General features: G+C 38.6%; 21 protein-coding genes. 9 read left to right on the top strand and 12 right to left on the bottom strand.

The features are described 5' to 3' along the window. Positions 1–20: 20 nt before the first annotated feature. The gene (locus tag ACP6L2_RS15080) at positions 21–2,438 is read right to left on the bottom strand and encodes an alpha-ketoacid dehydrogenase subunit alpha/beta (protein ID WP_440510142.1); all 2,418 of its coding nucleotides are present in this window, start codon (positions 2,436–2,438) and stop codon (positions 21–23) included. A gap of 139 nt (positions 2,439–2,577) precedes the next feature. Between ACP6L2_RS15080 and ACP6L2_RS15075 the strand changes: the two genes are divergently transcribed. After that, complete coding sequence (locus ACP6L2_RS15075) at positions 2,578–3,315, top strand: hypothetical protein (RefSeq protein ID WP_440510141.1); 738 nt, start codon at positions 2,578–2,580, stop codon at positions 3,313–3,315. A 91-nt stretch (positions 3,316–3,406) separates the two neighbouring features. Beyond that, the gene (locus tag ACP6L2_RS15070; RefSeq protein ID WP_440510140.1) at positions 3,407–3,868 is read left to right on the top strand and encodes an NUDIX domain-containing protein; all 462 of its coding nucleotides are present in this window, start codon (positions 3,407–3,409) and stop codon (positions 3,866–3,868) included. A 325-nt stretch (positions 3,869–4,193) separates the two neighbouring features. On the opposite strand, the gene ACP6L2_RS15065 is transcribed toward ACP6L2_RS15070, so the two are convergent. The 6 genes from ACP6L2_RS15065 to ACP6L2_RS15040 form a co-directional block, all read right to left on the bottom strand. Continuing rightward, complete coding sequence (locus tag ACP6L2_RS15065) at positions 4,194–4,325, bottom strand: hypothetical protein (protein WP_344673650.1); 132 nt, start codon at positions 4,323–4,325, stop codon at positions 4,194–4,196. Positions 4,326–4,379: 54 nt separating this feature from the next. Further along, complete coding sequence (rlmH, locus tag ACP6L2_RS15060; RefSeq protein ID WP_440510139.1) at positions 4,380–4,853, bottom strand: 23S rRNA (pseudouridine(1915)-N(3))-methyltransferase RlmH; 474 nt, start codon at positions 4,851–4,853, stop codon at positions 4,380–4,382. Positions 4,854–4,962: 109 nt separating this feature from the next. Next, the gene (locus tag ACP6L2_RS15055; RefSeq protein ID WP_440510138.1) at positions 4,963–5,592 is read right to left on the bottom strand and encodes a YceI family protein; all 630 of its coding nucleotides are present in this window, start codon (positions 5,590–5,592) and stop codon (positions 4,963–4,965) included. A 107-nt stretch (positions 5,593–5,699) separates the two neighbouring features. Beyond that, positions 5,700–7,025 carry a UDP-N-acetylglucosamine 1-carboxyvinyltransferase gene (gene murA / locus ACP6L2_RS15050; protein ID WP_440510137.1) on the bottom strand — a complete coding sequence of 442 codons (1,326 nt, stop codon included), beginning with the start codon at positions 7,023–7,025 and terminating at the stop codon, positions 5,700–5,702. Positions 7,026–7,210: 185 nt separating this feature from the next. After that, the gene (locus ACP6L2_RS15045; RefSeq protein ID WP_440510136.1) at positions 7,211–7,945 is read right to left on the bottom strand and encodes a DUF4290 domain-containing protein; all 735 of its coding nucleotides are present in this window, start codon (positions 7,943–7,945) and stop codon (positions 7,211–7,213) included. 49 nt (positions 7,946–7,994) lie between these two features. Next, positions 7,995–10,271, bottom strand: coding sequence for an ATP-dependent helicase (locus ACP6L2_RS15040; protein WP_440510135.1), 2,277 nt, complete (start codon positions 10,269–10,271; stop codon positions 7,995–7,997). 223 nt (positions 10,272–10,494) lie between these two features. On the opposite strand from ACP6L2_RS15040, the gene ACP6L2_RS15035 reads away from it, so the two are divergent. From ACP6L2_RS15035 to ACP6L2_RS15025, 3 genes are all read left to right on the top strand, one after another. Further along, positions 10,495–11,175, top strand: coding sequence for a M15 family metallopeptidase (locus tag ACP6L2_RS15035; protein WP_440510134.1), 681 nt, complete (start codon positions 10,495–10,497; stop codon positions 11,173–11,175). A gap of 98 nt (positions 11,176–11,273) precedes the next feature. Further along, complete coding sequence (locus ACP6L2_RS15030; RefSeq protein WP_440510133.1) at positions 11,274–11,822, top strand: hypothetical protein; 549 nt, start codon at positions 11,274–11,276, stop codon at positions 11,820–11,822. 2 nt (positions 11,823–11,824) lie between these two features. Beyond that, positions 11,825–12,436: an OmpA family protein gene (locus ACP6L2_RS15025; protein WP_440510132.1), complete on the top strand. Its 612-nt coding sequence runs from the start codon at positions 11,825–11,827 to the stop codon at positions 12,434–12,436. A 398-nt stretch (positions 12,437–12,834) separates the two neighbouring features. On the opposite strand, the gene dnaB is transcribed toward ACP6L2_RS15025, so the two are convergent. Beyond that, the gene (gene dnaB, locus ACP6L2_RS15020; protein ID WP_440510131.1) at positions 12,835–14,421 is read right to left on the bottom strand and encodes a replicative DNA helicase; all 1,587 of its coding nucleotides are present in this window, start codon (positions 14,419–14,421) and stop codon (positions 12,835–12,837) included. Between the two features lie 404 nt (positions 14,422–14,825). On the opposite strand from dnaB, the gene ubiE reads away from it, so the two are divergent. From ubiE to ACP6L2_RS15000, 4 genes are read left to right on the top strand one after another with little or no spacing between them, the layout of a single operon-like run. Further along, complete coding sequence (gene ubiE, locus ACP6L2_RS15015) at positions 14,826–15,563, top strand: bifunctional demethylmenaquinone methyltransferase/2-methoxy-6-polyprenyl-1,4-benzoquinol methylase UbiE (RefSeq protein ID WP_440510130.1); 738 nt, start codon at positions 14,826–14,828, stop codon at positions 15,561–15,563. Between the two features lie 39 nt (positions 15,564–15,602). After that, the gene (locus ACP6L2_RS15010) at positions 15,603–16,364 is read left to right on the top strand and encodes an SDR family NAD(P)-dependent oxidoreductase (RefSeq protein ID WP_440510129.1); all 762 of its coding nucleotides are present in this window, start codon (positions 15,603–15,605) and stop codon (positions 16,362–16,364) included. Between the two features lie 14 nt (positions 16,365–16,378). Continuing rightward, complete coding sequence (locus ACP6L2_RS15005) at positions 16,379–16,834, top strand: GatB/YqeY domain-containing protein (protein ID WP_440510128.1); 456 nt, start codon at positions 16,379–16,381, stop codon at positions 16,832–16,834. Positions 16,835–16,844: 10 nt separating this feature from the next. Next, entirely contained in the window at positions 16,845–17,297 is a 453-nt protein-coding gene (locus ACP6L2_RS15000) for a GNAT family N-acetyltransferase (RefSeq protein WP_440510127.1), read from the top strand. A 725-nt stretch (positions 17,298–18,022) separates the two neighbouring features. Here the strand turns inward: ACP6L2_RS15000 and ACP6L2_RS14995 are convergent. From ACP6L2_RS14995 to ACP6L2_RS14980, 4 genes are read right to left on the bottom strand one after another with little or no spacing between them, the layout of a single operon-like run. Then, entirely contained in the window at positions 18,023–19,546 is a 1,524-nt protein-coding gene (locus tag ACP6L2_RS14995; protein WP_440510126.1) for a DUF5689 domain-containing protein, read from the bottom strand. Between the two features lie 17 nt (positions 19,547–19,563). Next, entirely contained in the window at positions 19,564–21,084 is a 1,521-nt protein-coding gene (locus tag ACP6L2_RS14990) for a SusD/RagB family nutrient-binding outer membrane lipoprotein (protein WP_440510125.1), read from the bottom strand. 11 nt (positions 21,085–21,095) lie between these two features. After that, on the bottom strand, positions 21,096–24,329 hold the full coding sequence (locus ACP6L2_RS14985; protein WP_440510124.1) for a SusC/RagA family TonB-linked outer membrane protein: 3,234 nt from the start codon (positions 24,327–24,329) through the stop codon (positions 21,096–21,098). Positions 24,330–24,349: 20 nt separating this feature from the next. After that, positions 24,350–25,492, bottom strand: coding sequence for an Sb-PDE family phosphodiesterase (locus ACP6L2_RS14980; protein ID WP_440510123.1), 1,143 nt, complete (start codon positions 25,490–25,492; stop codon positions 24,350–24,352). Positions 25,493–26,483 lie beyond the last annotated feature (991 nt).

Below are 26,483 nucleotides of genomic sequence, written 5' to 3'. Positions count from 1 at the left end.
AAATAATGGAAATATCCTCCTTAGTACAAAGGAGGATATTTTTTTGGATTACTATCAGACATAATCTGATATGCAGCTTCTACAACATCATCGACTGCTGGTTTAGTAAAATAATCACCATCAGAACCATAAGGCGGACGATGTGCTTTTGCTGATAATGTTTTCGGTTTGGAATCTAAGAAGTAATATCCTCCTTGTTTTTCCAATATTTCATGTGTTAAATATGATGAAGCTCCTCCTGGGAAGTCCTCATCCACTACTAATAGACGATTTGTTTTCTGCAATGATAATGCACTGATTTGATCCCTGTCAAAAGGCTGTAAACACTGTGCATCGATAATTTCAATAGATATTCCTACTTTTTCTAATTCTAAGGCCGCCTCTTGAACTATACGCAAGGTAGAGCCATAAGACACAACAGTAACATCAGATCCCTCACGTAGTAATTCTGCCTTTCCAATTGGAACAGTGAATTCAGCTACATTATTTGGCATTTTCTCCTTTAAACGATAGCCATTTAAACATTCAATTACCAGGGCAGGTTCATCCCCTTGCAATAAGGTATTATACATCCCTGCTGCCTGAGTCATATTCCGAGGAACACAAATATGCACACCTCTTAATCCGCCTAATAAAACGGACATGGGTGAACCTGAGTGCCAAATGCCTTCTAGCCGATGACCACGCGTACGAACGATCAAAGGCGCTTTCTGTTGCCCTTTTGTTCGGTAGCTTAAGCTAGCTAAATCATCACTTAAAACCGGGAAAGCATAAATCAAATAATCCAAATATTGAATTTCTGCAATTGGTCTAAACCCTCTCACAGCCAAGCCTATCCCTTTACCGATGATAGCCGTCTCGCGAATACCTGTATCGAAAATACGCTCAACACCAAATTCTTCTTGAAGACCAGCAAAACCTTGATTTACATCACCAATCTTACCAACATCTTCACCAAAAGCTATAAGTCGAGCATCCTTATGGAAGTTTTCTCGAAAACAAGCATTCAAAACTTCACGACCATCAACAATGGCTGCGTCATGATCGTATTCTGCAGAAACCTCCTGAACACGTAATGGCGAATATTTAGAGTCGGTAAATAACTTATCGTTGAATCTGGAATGATTAATTTCTTTCCTGCCCTTATACCATTCCAATAAGGCTTGCTTCCCTTCTACTTCTATCCCTCGAAGCTCGCGGATCACACGACGAACATTCACATAAACTTCCTTTAAAGAAAGTTCGGTCATGGAAAGTAAAGTCTTTAAAGGGATTTCCACCGCGTGATGGTTAATTCCTTTCAGAAGTTCTATGGCTTCTGACAAGTCTACTTGTAATGTTTTTTTATAATCTACCCATGCACGTTTCTGTTCTTGGCGAACGAAATCTTTGGCATCAGATTCTATTTTGTTTAACTCCTCTTCTTCCGCAATTCCAGATTCCAATAACCAAGTACGCATTCTTGCATTACAATCAAAATCGTTTTCCCAAGTTAATCGTTCTGCGGTTTTATAACGCTCATGCGAACCAGATGAAGAGTGTCCTTGAGGCTGTGTCATTTCATACACATGGACTATACAAGGTTTTCCTTCATTACGCGCATAATCAGCAGCTTTTTCATATACCTCACAAAGGCCGGCATAGTCCCATCCTTTTACCTTAAAAATCTGGTAGCCATTGCCCCTCTCATCCTCTTGAAAACCTCTAAGAACGGAAGAAATATCGCCTTTTGTAGTTTGCACTTCGTTTGGCACTGAAATGCCATAGCCATCATCCCAAATGGAAATCACCACAGGAATTTGTTTTACACCTGCTGCATTCACAACTTCCCAAAACACGCCCTCAGAAGTGGAGGCATTCCCGATTGTACAGAATACAACCTCTTTCCCCTCCTTAGTGAATTTTTCACGATGCGAAAGACCAGGATGTTCTTTATATAGTTTAGATGCTAAACCCAGCCCTAAAATACGAGCCATTTGCCCACCAGTAGTGGAAACATCAGAAAAGGAGTTTACCTGCGCATTCTGATCTAGCCATTCCCCATCTTCATCCAATAAGCGAGTAGAAAAGTGAGCCACCATTTGGCGTCCTCCAGAAGAAGTATCGGCTTCAAGATCAGGATTGGAATATAATTGTGAAAAGAAATGATAGATGGAACTAATACCCAAAGAAAAGGCTAGCGTCTGATCACGGTAGTAACCTGAGCGCCAATCGCCAGGTTTAAAAACCTTAGCTAAAGCAATTTGTGCCAGCTCCTTACCATCTCCGAAAATACCGAATTTAGCTTTTCCCGTTAGCACTTCCTTTCTTCCTAACAAACTTACAAATCGGCTTTCAACGGCTAGTTTATAATCGTCTATGAGTACCTGGCGGAATTCCTCATAACTAATTTTTTCTGAGTTAAATTGCACTGGTCTTGTCGTGTTTAAATCTGACATTAAAGTGTTTCTTTTTTTAACAAAAGTAATAAAATAAACCTGTATATCTTAATTCTGCCAAATCTTTAGCAAGTAAATTTGAATTAAACACTTAACATTAGCAATTATTCACTACTTTTAGCCGTATTTTGAAATTCATATGAGTAATATTCATTTTTTTGATGCAAGCAGTGGTGCAGAGCCATTAGGAGATTTAGAGAAGACCATTGCGATCAACAATTTATTGAGCATTCCCTTAGAAGAACGCGATTCCCAATGGATAGCTGATTTTATTACACAGATATCCGAAGCAAACCTTGCCGTAGCTGAGCCTGAAATTATCATGAGTAATGATGGTTTCCCCTATTTCAACTTACGAAATGTTGCAAACGGAGAAAATTTCCAAGCTTTCGTTATAAAAAGCAAATTGCCATTATTATTAAAAAATGGTTTTGGTGTTGCTATAAATACCCAAAAAGAACAACCGGATTGGATGTTTACTTATGGTGATTTATTAAACCTAGAGCTAAATGGGGAATTTTATACGGACGAACATTTTTTCTCCAAAAACACGGATGATTTCGCTATCGGTAGCCAAGAGGAGATCCTTACTGGCCAACCTTCGGAAGCAATTCTTCCTGCTTTTGTGAGACAACATATGCGTGATTTTCTGCAATTTTCCGGGGTTCACAACCCACTAATCATGCTGATTGCTAGAAATTACACCGATGAAGAAAAAGTAAGTCAAGACCTGGTACTCAACCTGACTCCTAAAAACTTTGCAAATGAAAAGGAGTACCGTCATGCTATGAATACCATTTCTTGGTTCTTACCAAGACATTACTCCCTAGTGGGTATGGATGAAAATGCTATTGAAAACGGATTTCAACCTTTATAAATCATCCGAAGAATTTAATAATTATTGTTTAGGAATTGGAAAGGATACTTATATCCTTTCCAAATTCCTAATAAAATCATAAAATAAAAATATGTTTCTATTTAATGTCCGTGTATATGGAATCTTAATAAATGAACATGGAGAGGTTTTAATTAGTGATGAGCGAACTGAAAATGTTTCATTCACAAAGTTTCCTGGAGGAGGCCTAGAGTATGGTGAAGGTCTAATAGATGCTCTTAAAAGAGAATTTATGGAAGAGACCGGAATGGAAATCGAAGTTCTTAAACATATTTATACAACGGATTTTTATGAGAAATCGAGTTTTAATGAAAGCCAGATAATTTCTATTTACTATCTTGTGCGGAATTTAACACAAATCAATCTTAATATCCGTACTGTTTGTTTTGATTTTACAGAAAAATCTATTGAAGGTAAGTTACAGGCCTTTCGCTTAATTCCAATAAAAAAACTTCAAGAAAAGGAGCTTACCTTTAAAACTGACAAAGTTGCGTGGGTTGAATTTTTAAAAATAGCTGACAAAATTCAATTATAATATAAATGTTGCAACTTTTATTTGATTTTATAATAAAAGGTTTTTACTTTTACATTAGGTCTTGGAAATAAGATGAAAATTCATCGCCAAGATCTATGTTTTGAAAACACCTAGTTCTATAGGGTTTTATTAATAGTTAGTGTGATTTTAAGGCGATACTCCCCGTATCGCCTTATTTTTTTCTTATACCCTAACAATCCTCTTTTCCAAAATTCAAAAAATTACTCCACAAATACATCCATAAAACAAGACCTCAGATTAATAGTTCTTGTTACAATTCGAACTATTAATCTGAGGTCTTTACCTGAATTACTTAAAACGTTTCTTATGTGAATAAATAAGCTAACAGTATGACAATAGCCCCTCCGATGATGATGATCCATTTATTGACATCAGCACCATGAGCACCCTCTTGACTCTTATACTTATAATCTCTTTTAAATTTATCTAAATCCATTTTCTCCTCCTTCTTATATTATATAGATGCAAATATCATACAATTTACATAAAATTATTCATGATGATAAGGTTCTCCTCGCATAATCGTAAATGCTCTATATAATTGTTCGACAAAGAACATCCTGATCATTTGATGTGAAAAAGTCATTCGTGACAAGGAGAGCTTATAATTAGCTCTTAAATAAACCTCTTCTGAGAAGCCGTACGGCCCTCCAATGAATAAAACAAGGCTTGATATCCCATTGACCATTTGCTTCTCTAGAAAGCCTGAAAACTCCATAGAACTCAATTCTTTCCCACGCTCGTCTAGTAAAATAACGTAATCTTGATTACTTATGTTTTTTAGTAGCAATTGCCCCTCTTTTTCCTTTTGCTGTTCCTGACTTAAATTCTTGACGTTTTTAATATCAGGAATCACCAATAACTGAAAAGTACAATAATGTTTCAGACGCTTTGTATAAACTTCGATTCCATCAAGAATATGTTTATCATCTGTTTTACCGATACAGACTAAAGTGATTTTCATTTAATTGCAGAGTTAAGAAGCAAAATTAATAAAAATGGTTAATTGCGCCTGATTAGACACAAAAAAAGCCCTTGGCAAGAACCAAGGGCAATTAATTTATAAACAATTTTTATTTCTTTGCAGCGATAGTTACGTCGAAATTGATTTGTTTAGAGATCAAATCATCTTCTTTTCCAGCGTAGTTCACACCCCATTCAGCACGTTCGATATTGAAGTTTGCTGTAGCTTTGATTGCTGTTTCAGTTGCTTCAAGTACTTTCGCGTCGAAAGTAATGTTTTTGCTGATTCCTTTGATAACTAGGTTTCCAGAAACCACAACATCTTGATCAGTTGCACCTGGCTTAACCTCAGTAACAGTAAATGATGCTTCAGGATTTTTATCTACTGCGAAGAAATCGTCAGCTTTCAAGTGACCATCCAATTTCTCTTTGTATTCACCTTCTAAATCAGTTGAGCTGATTGAAGTCATGTCAAGAACAAAGTTTCCACCAGTTAATTTTCCGTTATCTACGTTCAGTGAACCAGATTTGAAATTTACTGTTCCAGTGTGAGCACCGGTTACTTTAGTTCCTTTCCAAACTAATTTAGAAGCAGCAGTATCCAAGCTGTACGATGAACCAACAACTTCAGCTGTAGTTGCTACTGAATCCTTCGTTTCTGCTTTTTTACCTTCTGGGTTTCCAGCACATGATGCTAGAACGATTGCCGCGATGGCTGATAGTAATGTGATTTTTTTCATTTTTATGTGTTTGAACATTTATTTTATTGGCACAAAAATAGGGTTGCCAAATTGCATTGACAACCCTACATTATTTTTTTAACAATATGCAGACATTTCTTTAAAGTTTAATGCCCTAAAGGTTGTGCTTCAATTCTACGGATATCTGCCCCTAAAGCTTTCAATCTTTCTTCAATATGTTGATATCCACGCTCGATTTGCTCAATGTTATAAATTACAGATTTCCCTTGTGCTGATAGGGCAGCAATCAATAATGAAACCCCCGCACGGATATCTGGAGAGGTCATCTCAATTCCACGCAATTTATTTTGCTTATTCAAGCCTATTACGGTTGCACGGTGTGGATCACATAAAATGATTTGAGCACCCATATCAATTAATTTATCCACGAAGAATAATCGGCTTTCAAACATTTTTTGGTGAATCAACACATTTCCTTTCGCCTGAATGGCAGTAACTAACACAATACTTAATAAGTCAGGTGTAAATCCTGGCCATGGAGCGTCAGAAATTGTTAAGATGGATCCATCAATAAAGGTATCAATCTCATAATTTTCCTGTGCAGGGATGAAAATATCATCACCACGCAATTCAAATTTAATTCCTAAACGAGAAAATACCGTTGGAATAATCCCCAACTCATTGAAACAAACATTTTTAATGGTAATTTCAGAACCTGTCATAGCTGCCAAACCAATGAAAGAGCCAATCTCAATCATATCAGGCAGCATGCGATGTTCGGTACCTCCAAGACGTTCAACACCTTCGATCGTCAATAGATTCGAACCAATACCACTAATTTTAGCTCCCATACGGTTCAACATCTTACAAAGTTGCTGTAAATAAGGCTCACAAGCAGCATTATAAATAGTCGTGGTTCCTTTTGCCAAAACCGCAGCCATTACAATATTTGCTGTTCCGGTAACTGAAGCCTCATCCAACAATAAATAAGTACCTTTTAGCTGCGTAGCATCTACATTGAAGAAATGGTTTTCAGCATCATAAACAAACTTAGCACCTAGTTTCTCAAAGCCTAAAAAGTGTGTATCCAATCTTCTTCGACCAATTTTATCACCACCTGGCTTAGGAATTGCCGCTTTCCCGAAACGAGCCAATAAAGGACCTACAATCATAATAGATCCACGCAATCCTCCACCTTGACGTTTGAATTCCTCCGACTGGAAATAATCGATATTGATATTTTTCGCCTCGAATTCGTATGTATCTTCATTCAGACGATTTACTGTTACACCTAAGGCAGCTAATAAATCGATCAGCTTATTGACATCTTTTATGTTTGGAACATTACTGATAGTCATCTTTTCTTCTGTCAATAATACTGCAGATAGAATTTGTAATGCTTCGTTCTTTGCTCCTTGAGGGACAATCTCCCCTTTTAGTGGTTTACCACCATGTATTTCAAATGCGTTCATAGTCTGTTTAGCGTCACTTTTAAACCAAAAAGAAGGGCTGTTCAATAGCTCTTCTTCTCGGTATTCCGTATTGTTTTTAGAAGATTTTCTTCGTGTAATGAATCAAGATTTTCAAATGGTAATTCACGAGTAAATTCAACTCCAAAGGAATGAAATGTTCTTGCGAATGCCCCACAAATCATCAATTATTTTTGATAATTATTCTTTCTATTCATGTTATTGTTATTCATGGGCCTTTTACCAGAAGGTGATTTCTTATGGTTGTTATTGTTGTTGTTATTGTTTTTCTTTTGCCCTGAATACGATTGATTGTTGTTGCTTGAGCCACCGGTATTATTGCTTTTAATGCGGTTCCCCGGAGGAGGAGTTTTGAAATCAACCTTAGTTAGTGTAGTATCTGCAGGTAATCTAAGTTCACCACCTGACAATGCCGTTAAGTCACTTAAGATCTGCTCATCAGAAACTGAATCTTTATTCCAGGTCATATATGCCATCTTCATAAAATTGGCAATCCCCAAGGTCATTTTTGCTTTAGCCTCATCATTCGGAATTGCTTTCGCTTTACGAATCATTTCCTCTACGGTAAAACCATAATGTTTGAACCGTATCTGGTGATTAGGGTAGTTTAATATTTCAGGTTTGTGATGAACATTTTCCTTTGTAGGGATAGGGTATGGCGAGTCTACATCAATCTTAAAATCAGAAATAATATATAGGTGATCCCATAGTTTATGTTTAAAATCCGAAACATCACGAAGATGAGGATTTAAAACACCCATCATATCTATAACCACTTGTGCCAGGCGATTGCGCTCTTCCTTATCGGTCAGCGTACAGATATAATCCACCATATTTTGCACGTTCCTACCATATTCTGCTAGGATTAATTTAGGTCGTGTACTGTTGTAGTCAAAAATCATATGTTTTTAGATTTGCCTAGGTGGCAATTTATTTTTGTTTTATTTGGGATTACTCCACAATTCTCAATTTAGCAAATTTAAGCAACAATTGCTTCTGTCCCAACTCTTTGAAGAAAATAGTTGCTTTAATGTCTCCTTTATTGCCTTCTAAGTTAATTACCTTGCCAAATCCGAACCTTTCATGCTCAACTTCCATGCCTACTTGTAAGCCCGATGTGTCTGATGGTGCAAATCCTGCAGTCGGCACGTGAGCTTTAGGTAAAATCGATGTTGTTTTCATCGGTTTTGGCTTTGGTTTAGAGAAAGTATCACCTGACTCCTTGCGTTGCCAAGCTACGCGTTCTGAACCAAAATCCTCATTCCCAGATGGACTTAACCTAGGTTTGAAGTCCAAATCCAAACAAGCTGGATTTAATTCATCTAAGAATCTGCTAGGCTCACAATTATTCAAAGTTCCCCAGCGATATCTCGATGTCGCATAAGACAAATGTAACTTTTTCTCGGCACGTGTCACTGCAACATAGAACAATCTACGCTCCTCTTCCAATTCCGATCTAGAATTCAAGGATAACTGGGAAGGGAACAAATTCTCCTCCAGTCCTACAATAAACACGACAGGAAATTCCAAACCCTTCGATGCGTGGATTGTCATTAAAGATACGGTATCTGCATTAGGATCTTTGTCATTATCATCATTCGTTAATAATGCGATGTCTTGCATAAAGACATCTAAACCTTTTTCTTCCAAGTCTTCTCTTTCCGAAAACTCTTTGATACCATTTAATAACTCTTGTATATTCTCATAGCGTGCTAATCCTTCTACCGATTTATCTTCGTAAAGATCTTTCAGAATACCCGAATGCTGCGCAATGTACATAGCGGTATCAAATGCGGTATTGGTTTTAGCCATCGCTTGAAAACCTTGAACCATGATACCGAAATTAGTCACTGAACCAGCGCTACGGCCATCTAGGAACATCTGCGCATTGGCAACAACATCCCATAAACGCAATTGATTCTGATCGGCAGCTACCATAATCCGGTCAACAGTTGTATCTCCAATTCCTCGACGTGGATAATTAATCACCCGTTTTAATGCTTCTTCATCATTCGGATTGAAAGTTAAACGGAAATAAGCGATTAAATCCTTGATTTCCTTTCTTTGGTAGAAGGATGTACCCCCATAAAGCTTATAGGGAACACCTAATTTACGTAAAGCCTCCTCTAATGATCTCGATTGGGCATTCGTACGATATAAGATTGCAAAATCTTTATAATTCAATCCTTTTAAGGACTTTTCTTGTATAATTGCCTCAGCGGTAATCTTTCCTTCCTCATTATCAGAGAATGCACGGCTAACCTTGATCTTTTCGCCATCCTCATTGTCGGAAAAGACATTTTTCTCCAGCTGATTTTTGTTATTCGCAATAATGCTGTTCGCAGCATTTACGATCATTTTAGTCGATCGATAGTTCTGCTCCAATTTATAGACTTTCACATCAGGATAGTCCTTCTGGAAGTTTAGGATATTCTGAATATTGGCTCCACGGAAAGCATAAATACTCTGCGCATCATCCCCTACTACACAAATATTTTCATTCACCGCAGCCAATCGCTTAACGATTAGGTACTGTGAAAAGTTAGTATCCTGGTACTCATCTACCATCAAGTATTTAAACTGATGTTGATATTTATAAAGAACCTCCGGATATTTATTTAACAAGACATTGGTCTTGAACAATAGGTCATCAAAATCCATCGCCCCTGCTCGGTAACAACGTTGGGCATAGGTTAAATAGATTTGTCCTAGTTGTCCTCTCCCGTTGGAATTATCTTCGGCTAGGATAGCTTCATTTTTATTGTATTCTTGTGGCGATATCAGGTTGTTCTTTGCAGAAGAAATCCTTCCATATACATGATTCACGTTATATAGTTTATCATCCAACTCCATCTCTTTCAAGATTGTACGCAATAAACTTTTTGTATCATCAGTATCGTAAATGGTGAAGTTCTTAGGATAGCCGATCAATTCTGCTTCCACGCGTAAAATACGAGCAAAAATAGAGTGAAAAGTACCCATCCAAATATTCTTGGCTTCGGATCCTACCACTTTCATAATACGCTCGCGCATTTCCTTTGCTGCCTTATTGGTAAAAGTCAACACCAATATATTGAATGGATCTACACCCTTCTGTATCAAGTGTGCCACACGGTAGGTAATAACACGTGTTTTTCCTGATCCCGCACCAGCAACAATCATTACCGGACCCTCAGTCCGCTCTGCCGCTGCGCGTTGGGATGGATTCAATCCTGCTAAAAAATCCAAAATCTCTCCTAATTTTAATTATGTAATGCCTCTATTATTGGGGAGACCAAAAATAATAAAAATAGCAGTAGGAGACAACAGCTAATAGGCAGCATGCTTATATTGAAATCACCTTTCTGCCCCTATCATACCCTATGCTATATTATTTATTCAAATAATGTCAATCCATTAACATTTCTTTTAAGTTTTGCTTAGTTTTAAGTGAATCAAATGGACTAAACTTATGAAATCTTTGCGTTTTATATTCTTAATTCCCTTTACTTACCTTCTGTTATCATGCAGTATTAAACAAAATGTACCTAACACTTTTGTTGACCTCTTATCTTATATTCCACAACTGGTGATTGATCTACGTTATTTTGGACAGCATAATTTTATTGGAAGACCTATTAAAGGGTATGATCGGGAGAAATTATATGTCAGCAAAGAGGCTGCCTTTGCCCTTTTACAGGCACAAAATGAACTTATTAAAGAAGGTTTAGGATTTAAAGTATTCGATGCATACCGTCCTCAGCGTGCAGTAGATCATTTTCAATCGTGGGCAAAAGACATTGCCGACACATTAAATAAAGCAGAATTCTATCCTGACGTTGATAAAAGAGATTTATTTAAGTTGGGTTATATCGCAGCAAAATCTGGTCATAGTCGTGGAAGCACCATCGACCTCACCATCATTAACCTAAAAAGTAAAGAAGAATTGGATATGGGGAGTAACTTCGATTTCTTTGGGGAGATTTCACATCATAATTATCCAAATATCAGCACACAACAGAAAGCTAATCGGAAGAAACTAAAAAACATTATGGAGAAACATGGTTTTAAGGCTATTGATGAGGAATGGTGGCATTATACGCTTAGAAACGAACCTTTTAAAGACAAATACTTCGACTTTCCTATACAATAATCGTCTTACTTTGCTAAAAGCAATTCGCTAAAATCCCACTTTGGTATAGTAATTGAAGCTCAGCTATTAACACAAATTGTTAATTAAAATAACCTCCTATGAACTCAAAATTAATTCCTTTAGTGGGATTAGCCTTATTGTTAGGCGCATCCTGTACAAACAACACTGAAAACAAGGACAATTCTACTAGTGACAATGACACGGTTGTCGTCTCTACGCAGCCCGACACAGTAATTGTCCAAGAAACGGTAAAAGAAGAAACCGCTCCCCAAATCACATCTATCGCTAGCAAACAAGTTGATGAAGGAACACTTGCTGTTACAAAAGCTCATGTCGTTGGCAGCATTTTAAGCATTGATCTGGTGATTCAAAATCCAGAGAAAAAACAAGTTGACATCAATATACCAGGCAGCGATATTTATTACATCGATGACGCCACAGCTAAGAAAAACAGCATCCTAAAAGACGATGCTGGAAAATTAATGCTCAGCCCTGTAAATTCCTTTGGTGATCGTCTAAGAGTGACAGGTGATGATAATCCGATTTTGATGAACTTAAAATTTGCTGCTCCTCCTGCAGATAGCAAAACAATCAGTTTATCCATTGGAAAATATGGAAGCTTTGATGGCATGCCAATAACGAGATAAGGATGATAAGATTCTATCATTTCGCCTTTGCCTTATCCAGTTTATTATTCTTCAGCTGCCAGTCTGGAAATAAGGAAAAGCCAATCCAGGATTCGGCTTCAGGCACGCATATACAGGTAGAAGAAAAACAGCCAACAGGACCTGACACCCTCCGTACTACGAGCTCAACTGTAAGCACAGAGTCAGGAAGCCTTACATCGGGTGGAAGCTCATTAACTGCTGAACAAAGCGGACTAAATGTGGATATTCAACTTGCTGCTGATCAACTCTTCGACTTCGATAAAGCCACCCTTAAACCAGAAGCGGAAACAGCACTTCAACATGCTGCTGAAGAATTGCAAAAAGCCGGAAAGGAACGAGTAGAAATAACCGGACATACCGACTCCAAAGGGAATGATGACTACAATCTCAAGTTATCTCAAAAGCGTGCTGAAGCGGTCAGAGACTGGTTTGTTGCCTATGGTCTGAAAAACGATATCTACGCTGTAGGAAAGGGAGAAAAGGAACCCATAGCTGAGAACAGCTTAGCTAATGGCCAAGACAACCCAGAAGGACGAGCTAAAAACCGAAGAGTCGAAGTGAAATACCTAGGATCTGCCAGTATATCTAAATAAGATAGTGAGACAACAGACAAAAGACAACAGATAAATGGATTTTAGGTCTATGAGGGGATAATAATACAGTTTTAAAATGAGCAGACATTCCGCTGCACTGATTAAGATTGGAGACCGCTACGTTATTAGATAGGAGACATGAGATAATAAATTCAAAAAATGATAAGGCTATCTAAAAATCTAATGTGGGTTGAATATTAATCAAACCCAACATTTCAATAATCAAAAAAAGCGTATCAATTTAAACTTGATACGCTTTTTTTTATCGTAAATAACAAGATTATAAATCTTAATTACTGTCCTTTCTGTCGATGTCTAACCTCTGTTGTCTAACATCTGTTGTCTAACATCTGTTGTCTACTATCTGTTGTCTACTATCTGTTGTCTATCGTCTCCCATTAAAACGGTGCATCATCCGGCATATCGTTCATTCTGGAAGGCATGGTAATACCACCGCCGAAATCTCCAAAATTGCTGGATGGCTGCATGGCTGAAGGTGCTCCGAAATCATTCATTCCGGCACTGTCACCTCCCATTCCAGAGAAGTCATCTTCAAGATCCACGAATTTCACATATTTACCAACGAAACGTAGAGGAACAATACCCGTTTCACCATTACGGTGTTTTGAAATGATGACCTCCCCAACTCCTACGGTTGAACGTCCTTCCTCATCTTCCAACAAACCGTAGTACTCTGGACGATACAGGAACAACACCATATCCGCATCCTGCTCAATAGAACCCGATTCACGTAAATCGGATAACATTGGTCTCTTCGAGTTTCCAGGACGTGACTCCACCGCACGACTCAACTGCGATAAGGCCAATACAGGAATATTCAACTCCTTAGCAACTGATTTCAAGGCACGTGAAATGCTACCGATCTCTTGCTCACGGTTTCCTCCACCCTTTCCATCCGATTTACCATGCATCAACTGCAAGTAATCGACAATTACCATTTGTATATCGTATTGCGCTTTTAATCGTCTACATTTCGCACGGAATTCAAATACGTTCAATGCTGGTGTATCATCAATAATCAATGGCGCTTCTGTCAAACGTCCAATCCTAGAGTGTAATTGTTGCCATTCATGATCCGCAAGATTACCTTTCTTAAGCTTTTCCTGCTCAATTTCCGTCTCCCCAGCTATCAAACGATTCACTAACTGAACCGAGGACATCTCTAGTGAGAACACAGCAACAGCACGTTGGTGATCTACAGCTGCATTACGAGCCACGGATAATACGAATGCCGTCTTACCCATTGCAGGACGAGCCGCAATAATTACCAAATCCGAAGGCTGCCAACCTGAGGTCATCCGGTCTAATGCGGTAAGACCCGATGGGATACCCGTTAATCCGTCTGTACGATCGCGTAAAGACTCCAAATTGGTTATAGCCTCACGCATAATATCGTCCATCTTACGTGAATCACGACGTAAGTTGTTCTGTGCAATATCAAATAAGGATTTCTCCGCATGATCCAACAAATCGAAGATATCACTCGTCTCATCATAAGAAGCGTTGATAATCTCGGTAGACACTTGAATCAATTCTCGTTGAATATATTTCTGCGAAATAATACGCGCATGGTATTCAATATTTGCTGCTGAAACCACACGGTCGGTTAATTGCGTAATGTAATATGCACCACCTACCATTTCCAATGCCCCCATACCACGAAGCTCTGCAATAACCGTTAAGATATCGATTGGTGAGGTTTTTTGAAATAGGTTATAGATGGCCTGAAAAATCTTTTGATGCGCCTCTTTATAGAATGATTCTGGTTTTAGAATGTCAATAACTTCACTTAAGGCATTCTTTTCCAACATCAAGGCTCCCAACACAGCTTCTTCTAAATCCAAAGCTTGAGGAGGGATCTTACCCAAACCACTAATCAGATTGCTCACACCTGTCCGCTTCTGCTTGAAATTTGGACGATTGGTCTGACCTGACTGGTTACTTGTGAATTCGTTTTCTGACATCTCAATTTTATTTTATTACGGCTTGATCATTAAGTTTTCAATGATAGGGTAACAAATGTAAGGAAAATAAAACTCCCCTATAATCAAAGTTTTGAACAGCCTATTTAGGTGCAGCAACAATCATACAATACTGATTGAAATTCAAGGCCTAGTATTCCACAACCATTGTTAGTAAGCTGTTGGTAAGTTTTTGTCACCACTCATTATCAGTAACTTATACGAATGTTAATAAGATAAAGCATTGTTAAGAACCTAAAACAGCTAAACCTTATACAGGCATAATTAGGAAAGATTTCTACTTCAAATTCATTGTCAAGGAGTTAAGTAATTTCAATTCTTGCAACTGTTTAAAACTGTCGGGGTTAGAAGAATATTTTCTCTATACTTTGTTGTATCTTTGTGTCATGTCAAACGATGCATCTACAGTAAAACCTTACAATCCCGAAGGCGGTAAAAAGGAACAAGTGGCCGATATGTTCAACAACATTTCGAAGACTTATGATCTATTAAATCGCTTTATGACTATGGGGATTGATACGATATGGCGTAAAAAAGCCATCAAATCCCTTAAAAGCATTCACCCTCAGATGATCTTAGATGTAGCCACCGGTACTGGTGATTTTGCACTAGATGCTATTCGCATTCTAAACCCTAAGAAAATCATTGGTGTAGACATTTCCCAAGGAATGTTAGATGTTGCCAAGGAAAAGATTAAGAAAAAAGGACTGGAGCATCAATTTGAAGTATGCTTAGGCGATTCTGAAAAATTACCTTTTGAAGATGAAACCTTCGATGCTGTGACCGTTGCTTTCGGGGTTCGTAATTTTGAAAATCTAGAGCAAGGCTTAAGCGATATTCGTCGCGTATTAAAACCCGGAGGTAAAGCAATAATCTTGGAACTTTCCAACCCTACTGCATTTCCGATTAAGCAATTATTTCAATTCTATTTCCATAAGGTCACTCCTGCAATGGGGAAATTGATCTCAAAAGACAATAGAGCCTATGAATATCTTCCAGAATCTGTGGCTAAATTCCCTGATGGAAAACGATTCGCCGCTATCTGTAAGACCGTAGGTTTCCAAAGCTGTAAGGTACGGCCGCAGACTTTCGGATTCAGCACCATTTATGAGTGCCAGAAATAATACGCTTTTCAAATTTAGATTAGCATAAACCACAATAACATGAGAACAGTTTTAATTACAGGTGCAAGTTCAGGAATTGGTGAAGCTTGTGCCTTGGAATTGGCAAGCGAACAAAACTTCCGCTTACTGTTATGTGCCAGAAGAGTCGAGAAACTTGATGAACTGACGCAAAAAATAAATCACCTAAATCCACAAACCGAAGTACACACCTTCAAATTGGATGTACGCAATGCGGATGAAGTTGAAACAACTTTAGGAAATCTACCAGCAGAATGGCAACAGGTGGATATTCTAATCAATAACGCAGGACTTAGTCAAGGGCTTGATCCAATTCAAGATGGTGATATTGGCGATTGGGATCGAATGATTGATACCAATGTGAAAGGTCTACTTTATGTGACCAAGTATGTAGTTCCAATGATGGCATCTAGCGAGCATGCCCACATCATCAATCTAGGCTCTATAGCGGGCAAAGAAGTCTATCCGAATGGAAATGTCTACTGCGCCACAAAACACGCCGTAGACGCCTTAAATAAAGCCATGCGCATTGATTTATTGCAGAAAGGAATAAAAGTTACAGCAATAAATCCGGGTATGGTTGAAACAGAATTCTCCGAAGTTCGTTTTCATGGAGACAAGGATCGCGCAAAAGCTGTATACCAGGGTTTGACTCCTCTTTCCGGAAAGGACATTGCTGATATTGTATCTTTCGTACTTTCCAGACCGAAACATGTCAATATCAATGATATATTGGTGATGCCGACGGTTCAAGCAAATGGAACAATAATCAATAGAAATTAATAGATAAGAATAGCATGTCATTAGAAACACAAATCAACCAAGATATTAAAGCGGCGATGATCGCGAAAGACAATGTTCGTTTAAGAGGTTTAAGAGCCATCAAGGCAGCAATCCTTTTAGCAAAAACTGAAAAAGGTCAAGTTGAAGAAATGACTGAAGATACCGAAATCAAGGTATTACAGAAACTGGTTAAACAACGCAAAGAATCGGCTGAAATCTACCAACAACAAGGACGTGAGGATCTTTATCAAATTGAAGTGGAAGAACAAGAAGTCATTGAAGCTTATCTTCCAAAGCAATTAGTCCGTGCTGAAATTGAAGAAGCAATCAAAGGAATTATTACTTCAACTGGCGCAAGCTCCATCAAAGATATGGGTAAGGTAATGGGTGCTGCTAACCAACAATTAGCAGGAAAAGCAGATGGCAGAACCATTTCCGAAGTTGTAAAAGCATTATTAAGCAACAATTAATATATTCAATATGGAATGGCAGGTTAAAACTTTCGACGAATTAAGCCCTTTGGAATTGTATCGAATTCTTCAGCTCCGTGAAGAGGTCTTCGCCCTGGAACAAACCTGCCTTTACCGCGATTGCGATAATAAAGACTTATTTGCCAAGCATGTCTTTGCCTTAGAAGGCGAAAAATGTGTGGCCTATACCCGAATTCTACCACCAAACATCTCCTACCCCGACTGCAGCTCCATCGGAAGAGTAGCCGTACATCCCGATTACCGTGGCCTCGACTACGGAAAACTAATCATGGAACAATCCATGAAATCCCTTTTAGCAGATTACCCCGACTTCCCAATCCGCATCTCCGGACAACAATACCTCGAAAAATTCTACAATAACCTCGGCTTCAAAACCGAAAGCGATCCTTACTTGGAGGATGATATCCCCCATTTGGAGATGACCTACTATGGTAGTATATAGTAGTTAGTATTTAGTATTTAGACCGTTGAAGGGATATTAGATGTGAGATATTATTTTGGGTAAAATTTTTTTTGATAAAGTAAAGACAAACTCACTGTGAACCATCCCTATCTTTATCACATCACGTGTCTAACTACTAATTACTTTATACTAAATACCGCCCGTAGGGCTGCTATGAAACGCCTAATATCGAACCATCTAGATAGCACGTTAGGTAGGGGCGGTACTGAGAGAGTTTGAGGGAAGGAGATTTATCTCCGACGAGAACGAACGGAATGTCCGCCCGTTTTTTAGTTAGAAGAGAATAGTCAACAGACAAAAGACCAGAAAAGCTGTAAAAAATAAGGTTATGCGGCCGATGCATGCATCGCCCCTACAAACAATCGTGATTTTATTTTTCCTAATCACCAAAACTATAGGGTCGAAGTATGCTTCGACCGTCCTTTGCAAAAATCTAATTCAACTCATTTTCTTTATCTGATTTGCATAGTTTAAAGATCTTCCACCTTCGATGGAAGATGACGAGTCATAGGGAGGGTGAATGAGACTCTTCGCGTCGCTCTGAGTTGTAAACAGCCCCTTCTATCTCAAATCTTTATCTCAAATCTCACACCCCTATCCTTAGCACGCCCAAGGTCTAACTACTAACTACTCAATACTAAATACTAAAAAAAGGCACCCATAAACGGATGCCCTTTCATATATAATATTAACAATAGTGCAGGTTATTGTACCAGCTTGGTGGTGAACTCTGGATTTTCAATCTCTTCCAGGGTTGACTCTTTTTGAAGCTGATAAGCATTCTTAACACGAGCTTTAGTCCAACGCTTCAGCTTGATGTTATATTCGCCACCCATGTAGTTAAAGAAACCAGCATCCGATGGTGTATTGTAAGTAATATTATTGGTATTAGTTCCTGAACGGTAGAAGGGCTGTTCTTTTAAGGTAATCGGATTAATGATATCGTAGAAATCAGTATTCGCGATACGGTATCCAAAACCATTCCCTACTAATGAACCACCGGTTGCTACAAATATCACATCCTCAGGAATGGATTTTTCAGTCACATCTGTACCTTGGAAAACTGCAATACCATAAGCATTACCACTATTAGCCAATAAGTTGGCGTTCTTGGTTCCAAAACCTTGTCCATCATTGGAAGCATAGTTATATGCAGCAATCCAATTGGCATGCTTAATACTGGTCGATCCGGTACTAAGAATTAATCCATTTGATCCACCAACATAAAAGAGTGTTCCTTTTTTAGCTGTACCTTTTGTTAAATTAATTTTATAAGTACGGATACCTCCAGTAGCCCATCCTTTCTGTGGGAAGCCTGTTGGTGTAGAAGCATTCGCATTGTTGGTCGTAACTACGGAGAATGGGGTAACGGCAAAATCAATATCCTCTGTCGCCATGAACTGCATATACTCATTATTGGAATCGGAACCTTTCGGATCATTATTCCAACCGGTGATAATAATCTTAGGTACCTTATAAACGGATTTCAATTCCACTAAATCATTTGGCACACGAAGGCGTTGATAGGCTAGCACAGTATCGGCTTGTGTTTGTGTAAAGACAATACCATAATAATTCGCCATGGTGTACTGTGGAAGATTCGCTAAAGTAGAGCTTGCCTCAGTCTTTACCGTTATAGTTCCGAACCCATCATTGATGGTCTGATCACCCGAGATAACCTGTCCTGGTTCAGGTGTATATTCATACCCACCCTTTACAATAGCTACTAATGTACTTTCGTAGTCATATGGTCTTGCAGCGATCTTTGCCGAATTGGTTAATGTGGCATAAATTGGACGTTGGGAGGCAACCTTGGTAATCTTTTCCTTGGTGACATTTTGTATTTGAAGGATATCATCAACTCGGTTAAGAACCGTTCCTTCAATATTAATCAAAACAGAATCTCCCGGTTTAAAATCCTTAGCTATATCGCCTACTGGAATAGCTAGTCCACGAAGAAACCCTAATCGTCTAGCGTCTTGTACAAAAAGCATCCCTGCAGGCAGATTACCGCCGGAGTGATCCGAAATCACCGTTGCCGATAAGTTACTTGACCCTTCCAAGGTCTCTAGATTCAAATTTACTGCTGAACCTTTATATAAATTACGAACATCATAAATACCGATGTAAGGACTTATCTCTCCACCAGGGTAATTGGACTCCGCACAGCCAGCTACTGTAGCTAACAACAAAGCGAATCCAAACCATTTTATAAATTTATTTTTCATTGCTGTAAAATCTTAAATTAAGGCTTCTGCCACCACATTTTCGTGTTAATTGCATCTGGTCCCTGTTGAGCAACCGCATCCTTGTAACTGGTCGGATTGGATGATTGTACATAAACCGGGTACTGCATACGCGCAGGCATTTCCCCATTGTTCTTTAATCCATCCCCTTTTGGCAATACAGGGTGTCCAGTGCGACGATACTCAAACCATTGTTGAAGGTCAACCAAGAATAAAGCAAAGTATTTCTGTTTATGAATACGCTCCATTTTATCCTCGAATGTATCGTTATTATCCCAGTCGATATCTGAAGCGGCTAAATGATCCTTAATAACCCCTGGCCAAGTTGGAATCCATAATTTAATGGAACTCTCTGCACCAGAATAAAAGGGAACAGATGGATCTCCACTGATGTAACCTTTCAACATAGCCTCTGCTTTAATAAACTCCACCTCTGCAAAGTTCATGATCATACCAGTCATAGGTTCCTTTTGCATACTATTTACACCAGCATTTTGATCGGCAGAATAGAAATAAGACATTTTTGAATAATCTTCATTTCCTGCAGCATAACCACTTGGAACTCCTTCAAAATTTCCCGAAACTGGCGCTATTCCCCAACGGTTAATCCCATTAGTACCATATTCCGGAATATTTAGACGTGGGTCATTGGAATCTCGTAGGAAATCGATAAAGAATTTGGCTAAAGCGGTAGCTCGGAAATCCTGAACACGTGTGGTCATAAATGGCGAAATATAGGCCCCTTCTCCTGTCCAACGTAAAATAGCCGACTCTTCATTATTGGCGATAATTGGATAATTCGACTTATTGGTCTCTAAAATTTCCTTGATTTTTGCTTGTGCATAATCCTTAGTTTCTGCTTTGTGTGCTACACGTAATAGTAAACGTAGGTATAAGGAGTTTCCAAACTTCCGCCAGTTAGCAGTAACCCCTTTATATACAGGATCGTGCAACGGGTCGATTGAAGTATTAACTTTTAATAGGGTATTTGCAGAATCCAATTTATGCAACATATCCATGTAGATATCCTGTTGTCTGTCGAACTTAGGTTCAAACAATAAGGAATCACGACCTAAAGTCGCTTGTGAATACGGAACGTCTCCATAGGTATCTGTCAGGATAGAATTGGTCCAAGCTTGAAGAATCATGGAAATCCCTTGGTAGGAAGTATTAAAAGCAACTTCTGTAAGTGCCTTTGTATACATATCCTTGTAGTTTGCCATATTCAGAAAGTGACCACTCCATAGGTAATCTGACCAACTTCTTCTGAAGTCATAACGGAACACTTTATATTCACCATCCCCAATAGAAACAGAAACCTGCATCAATTCATTATTGAAACCTCGATTTCTGTTCATGTTGATTGAAGTCGATTGAATTAGGGCATTCGACATCAATTGTTGTGGATAAGCATCTTTTGTTTTGGTGGGATCTGTATTTAACTCCAAGAACCCTTTATTACAGGACCCTAGGCTAATCACGGCTAGCAATCCCACAAATATTTTCGTTTTCAATTTCATGATTTCCTAATTTAGAATCCTACAATTAAGTTAAATCCAAATGTTCTTGTCGATGGGAATTGCGCAATCTCAAATCCTTTAACAATATCCCCACCGTCCAATGTTCCAAACTCCGGATCAAAGGCTGGCCATTTTGTCCAGATAAACAAATCACGACCATAAACACCGATGGTAGCACGATTGATCCCTAAACGATCCGTAATGTTCTTATTCAAGGAATAATCTATACGCGCTTCACGGAATTTTATGAAATCAGTACGGAAGGTACTTCCCTCTGCATTATCTTGTCCAAAATGCGAACGGTAATATTCATCAATGTTCTTCGCAATGACATCATTCTTACGGAATGTACCATCAGCATTCTGAATGACACCATTACCGATAATACTGCTATAACGACCTGGAAGTGTATTAACAGTTTTTCCTTGTTCCGCTAATTTATAATGTGTTAAGGAGTGTCCTACTCCGCCCCATTGTGCATCAAACAAGAGATTTAAACGAATATTTTTATAGCTAAAGTTATTGCCTAAACTTGCTTTCCCTTTTGGAATGGTATTTCCTAAATAGACAACACTATTGGATAGCTTCGCATAACCGGTTGTCTCATCATAGATCACCTGTCCATCTGGCGCACGTAAATAGCCAATACCATAAAGATCACCTAAACTTCCGCCAACCAAACCAACAATTTGGCCCGATCCTACAGAACGTTGCTGTAATACGATTGAACTATCAGTCAACTGTTTGATGGTATTTCTATTTCCGGTATAGGTTGCCAAAGTTGACCATGTAAAGCCATCTTTCTTCTTAATGTTATCCGTGTTTATTCCGATTTCTACTCCCGAATTCTGAACCTCACCAAAATTCACTAAGAAACGACTAGCTCCTGATGCAGGATCCACTTGACGGTATAAATGCTGGTTTCTTGAATTCCCCTTATACCAGGTTACATCCAACTTAAAACGATTCTTGAAAAACCTTAAATCTGTACCAAACTCCAAAGAAGATGTACTTAATGGTTGAATAAACGGATTGGATAAGGTAGATGAATTCGCTAATGCTCCACCTAACAATGGATTCGGATTTTCGTAATAATTGTCTGTCTGATATGGTTTTTGCACACCTGAACCGGTACCTGCATAGGAGGCTCTAAATTTACCGAAGCTGAAAAATTCCGGTAAATCCCAAAGCTTAGAGAACACAAAACTACCATTAATAGAAGGATAGAAATACGGTTCAGTTTTCGCACGCATTGGCGATGCCAATGTACTCGACCAGTCTACCCTAAATGTAGCGTCCAAGAATAAGAAATCCTTGTAAGAAGTCGTAGCAAGTCCATAGAAACTATTGATTTCATAACGCTCAATGATCTGTCTGTTTTTAACCCCATATTTGGAATTGTTGTGGTTATACACACCAGGATAAAACAAACCATCAGAAGCCATTTCATCCCTTCTGTATTCATTCCTCAAGGTATTTCCACCCCCTGTTACCGAATATTCAAAATCATCATTGATTTTATCGTTATAACTGATCAGGAAGTCTAAATTTGTCTCTTTGGAGAATATAGATTGACTACGGTAAGACCCTTCGTTCAATTTCGAACCAGCATCAAATGGTCTATTTTGATTTCTATCTTCAATTCCCAAATCCATCGCTGCACGAACATGTGCTTTCAATTTCTTTGAAAACTGATAAGAAGCTTGCGCATTTCCATTGATCACATGGCGATTATTCGCATTGATAAACTCATAGGAGATAGCATATGGATTCTCTGGATAGGTACTGAACGGATAAAATATCTTTTTATCCTCCTGACCTCTTACCCAATACTCCCTCAACCAATTAATATCCGCACTAGGTTGCCAGAATATATACCAATACATCAAGGACTGATTACCATATCCCGAACCTGGTAAGTTATCAGAGGATCTATTATTGTAATTAACCTTGGAATTGATGGTTAATTTATCACTGACTTTTGAATTTACGGAGAGCGCAATGGAATTTCTTTTGTATCCTGTATTCGGCACAATCCATTTGTTCTGCACATTCGAAAAGGAGAATCTTGCGGTTGTTTTATCGGTGCTACCATCAATGGAAACAGAGTTGGTAAATGTACGGCCAACATCAAAGAAGCCATTTACGCCGTCTTTTCCATCATAGGCACGCCAAGGCGCACGCTTATCCCCTACTTTTTGTAATAAAGGATCGTATTGAAAGAATTCCTGTCCATCGAATTTAGGACCATAAGCCGAACTTGTACCACTGGTACTTGGGCCGTCCACCGATGTCCCAAAAGAATAATGTGCAGCTCCGTCCAATCCTTGCCCGTATTGATACTGCAATTCTGGCGAACGGTTCATGCTTTCAAATGATGCATTGGAATTTACCGTAATACCGATTCCTTTTGATTTTTGAGAACCTGATTTGGTGGTAATAATTACGGCACCATTCGCACCACGGGAACCATATAATGCTGCCGCACCAGGTCCTTTTAATACCGTAATACTCTCAATATCCTCGGGATTGATATCATCCATACCTGAACCATAATCCACCGGCATGTTATCCGATCCAGTACCATAAGGTGAATCAGAACCTAGGGCAGAACGACGTCCAGACCCCCCATTCACGATTACCCCATCGACTACGATCAATGCTTCATTTTCACCGGTCAAGTTATTTTCACCACGTAGAATTATTTTGGTCGATCCGACAGGGCCTGCATTTGAGCGCATAAGGTTTACCCCTGCGACTTTCCCTGATAAGGCATCCATCCAGTTGTTCGACAAGGCCTCTGTCAACTGCTCCCCTTTCACCGTGCTAGCAGCATAACCTAATGCCTGCTCTTCACGCTTAATCCCCAATGCCGTAACAACTACTTCTTCGATAGCCTCATCTGAAGTACCCATCCGAATAGAATAAGTGTCCTTTTCTACTTTAATGCTGGTTTGGTTATACCCGATAAGTTTCAACACTAAGGTTGTCCCTTTAACGACCGAACCACGAAATTCTCCTTGGCTGTTGGTCACGCCTATTGCACGGTTATTCGCCACAACGCTAACCCCGTCCAACGCTTTGCCAGTTTGTTGATCCAATACCGTAATCCGGACATTGATCAACTCTTGTGCGAATTGCCCCTTTAGCGGCTCGGAAGCAGCGTGTACCGGGAATTCTGCCGTACAGGTTAGCCCCAGCAATAAGAGTAGGCCAACTCTGCTCATCTTCTTCGATCGACTCATGAATAATCTGTTTTGGTTTGTTAGTTTAAATTAATGGTAACTGATAGGTGTTTATCACTACGGATATAGGTTGATACGACCTCATAAGTCAATACCTTTTGCTTCGCATCTGCTGTTAGTATCTGTGCGGACTCCGGATAAAGAATAATGCTCTTCGTCCCTTTTCCTTCTTTTAATTTCAATTCAAAATATAAATCCGAATTATTACGGATCTCATAATACTTCGTCACGGCACCCTTAGCATTTGATTTCTCATGATAAACTGGGCTCAAGCTTACACATGCATCATAAATTGCTTTAATATGCTCTTCTTTACCAAATAAGTATTTACTAGACCAAGCTACGGTTCTACCACTATTCAATGCTTCACGGATTCCCTCTGGACTACGCTCTTTAGCCATAACCAAGGTCATGGTACGATGCACACCATCACGACCCAAATCATAAGTATGTGCCATGAGGTTGTGCATATCGGTATTTCCAATAATGGTTAAGTTCCGATCCAATCCCCAATCCAAAGCTTTAGAATGAAAACCTAAGCCATTAACTACTTCTATTCCTTGTATCTTTTTTTCTTGATATTGCTTCTCTATAAAAGGCAACCATTCGTATGAACCTTTGATCTGCGTGGCTTTCCATCCCGGGTGATTCCAGAATACAAATGCGCCATCCTTGTTAACACGATCCAAGGACTCCTGATCCAGATTCTCATCACGCACATCGACATATTTATTGGCATCCCCAATAAATAAAGCATTAAAATGTCCCGGAGGAGTATTACGAGTAACCTCAGTTCCCTTAATCAATAAAAGATTATTTTCCTTGGCTAGGTTTACTGCTAATTCATAAGAGCGGTTATGATCTGTTGAAACATTATCCTTATTTGGTTGATACTCCATATGCTCGGTTAAGGATATGGCATCAAGCCCTTCTTGCCAAGCTTCCTGAACACGTACATTTGGCCACACATGACCATCTGAAAAGACCGTATGCATATGAAAATCACACTTCAATACCTGATGTCCATTGACATTCGGTATATGAATAATGTTACGCTTACTAGGTAATTTAAATTCATCTAATCGAATTACAGTTTCCTCGGTTTGGCCGTACAAAGTACTTACGCCTAATACAAAACAGGTTATAATTGCAGCTTTCTTCATAGTCTTTTAAATTATGGAACAAAACTACATTCAAGATATAAATTTTATGTTAACAAATTGTTGCATAATTGATAATATTTAACATTTTAAAAGCTATTTAAATAAAAAACTCTTAAAAACTCTTTGTAAAAACTGAAATTAATAAGCAAAACAAATAAACCAACATAGAAGGCAAACATGCTACAAACCGCAAAAAAGTACAGAATTGATAATCTATAAGCAACAAATAAACACTTTTGATTAAAATCTATTAATCCAGAAAATCGTCTTGATTAAGGAAATTCTTTGTTAAGAAATCATTAAGTGAGTAAGCATTTGTATCATGAGGTTGGATAATACAAGCCAAAATATAGTGGAGTTTTTATAGATTGGAGGTTAGTTTACATGGAGGTCGGTTGTCTTTCGTATAAAGTATAGACAGATACTAAACGTGTGGATTAATGAATTAATTATTAAGCGGGCGATGCATGCATCGCCCCTACAAACAATCGTGATTTTTTTGTTCCAAACCACCATAACTGTAGGGTCGAAGCATGCTTCGACCGCCAATTGCAAAAATCTATTTTAACTCATTTTCTTTATCTGATTTGCATAGTTTGAAGATCACTCAGCTAGCTTCGTGATGACGCGATCTTGGGGAGAGAATGTGAGACTCTCCACTTCGTTCTGAGTTGGAAATGGTGAATATAAATTTAATTAGCGGGCGATGCATGCATCGCCCCTACAAACAATCGTAATTTTATTGTTTTTTATAAACCATAACTGTAGGGTCGAAGCATGCTTCGACCGTGTCAAAATCCATCATCCAATAAACTAACTATTTCTGATTTGTATAGTTTAAAGATCTTCCACCTTCGATGGAAGATGACGAGTCATGGGGAGGGTGAGTGAGACTCTTCGCTTCGCTCTGAGTTGGAAATGGTGAATGTATTAACACGCCCATAGGTCTTTATACTAACTACTATATACTAAATACTACTTAAACAGGGGT

This window comes from Sphingobacterium lactis, assembly GCF_051951495.1.
GTDB lineage: Bacteria > Bacteroidota > Bacteroidia > Sphingobacteriales > Sphingobacteriaceae > Sphingobacterium > Sphingobacterium lactis_A.
This window is presented reverse-complemented; position numbering and strand designations above follow the sequence as displayed.

Coding starts and splice junctions, on each gene's coding strand:
- ACP6L2_RS15080 (WP_440510142.1), bottom strand. CDS start 2,438: ATGTCAGATTTAAACACGACAAGACCAGTGCAATTTAACTCAGAAAAA.
- ACP6L2_RS15075 (WP_440510141.1), top strand. CDS start 2,578: ATGAGTAATATTCATTTTTTTGATGCAAGCAGTGGTGCAGAGCCATTA.
- ACP6L2_RS15070 (WP_440510140.1), top strand. CDS start 3,407: ATGTTTCTATTTAATGTCCGTGTATATGGAATCTTAATAAATGAACAT.
- ACP6L2_RS15065 (WP_344673650.1), bottom strand. CDS start 4,325: ATGGATTTAGATAAATTTAAAAGAGATTATAAGTATAAGAGTCAAGAG.
- rlmH (WP_440510139.1), bottom strand. CDS start 4,853: ATGAAAATCACTTTAGTCTGTATCGGTAAAACAGATGATAAACATATT.
- ACP6L2_RS15055 (WP_440510138.1), bottom strand. CDS start 5,592: ATGAAAAAAATCACATTACTATCAGCCATCGCGGCAATCGTTCTAGCA.
- murA (WP_440510137.1), bottom strand. CDS start 7,025: ATGAACGCATTTGAAATACATGGTGGTAAACCACTAAAAGGGGAGATT.
- ACP6L2_RS15045 (WP_440510136.1), bottom strand. CDS start 7,945: ATGATTTTTGACTACAACAGTACACGACCTAAATTAATCCTAGCAGAA.
- ACP6L2_RS15035 (WP_440510134.1), top strand. CDS start 10,495: ATGAAATCTTTGCGTTTTATATTCTTAATTCCCTTTACTTACCTTCTG.
- ACP6L2_RS15030 (WP_440510133.1), top strand. CDS start 11,274: ATGAACTCAAAATTAATTCCTTTAGTGGGATTAGCCTTATTGTTAGGC.
- ACP6L2_RS15025 (WP_440510132.1), top strand. CDS start 11,825: ATGATAAGATTCTATCATTTCGCCTTTGCCTTATCCAGTTTATTATTC.
- dnaB (WP_440510131.1), bottom strand. CDS start 14,421: ATGTCAGAAAACGAATTCACAAGTAACCAGTCAGGTCAGACCAATCGT.
- ubiE (WP_440510130.1), top strand. CDS start 14,826: ATGTCAAACGATGCATCTACAGTAAAACCTTACAATCCCGAAGGCGGT.
- ACP6L2_RS15010 (WP_440510129.1), top strand. CDS start 15,603: ATGAGAACAGTTTTAATTACAGGTGCAAGTTCAGGAATTGGTGAAGCT.
- ACP6L2_RS15005 (WP_440510128.1), top strand. CDS start 16,379: ATGTCATTAGAAACACAAATCAACCAAGATATTAAAGCGGCGATGATC.
- ACP6L2_RS15000 (WP_440510127.1), top strand. CDS start 16,845: ATGGAATGGCAGGTTAAAACTTTCGACGAATTAAGCCCTTTGGAATTG.
- ACP6L2_RS14995 (WP_440510126.1), bottom strand. CDS start 19,546: ATGAAAAATAAATTTATAAAATGGTTTGGATTCGCTTTGTTGTTAGCT.
- ACP6L2_RS14990 (WP_440510125.1), bottom strand. CDS start 21,084: ATGAAATTGAAAACGAAAATATTTGTGGGATTGCTAGCCGTGATTAGC.
- ACP6L2_RS14985 (WP_440510124.1), bottom strand. CDS start 24,329: ATGAGTCGATCGAAGAAGATGAGCAGAGTTGGCCTACTCTTATTGCTG.
- ACP6L2_RS14980 (WP_440510123.1), bottom strand. CDS start 25,492: ATGAAGAAAGCTGCAATTATAACCTGTTTTGTATTAGGCGTAAGTACT.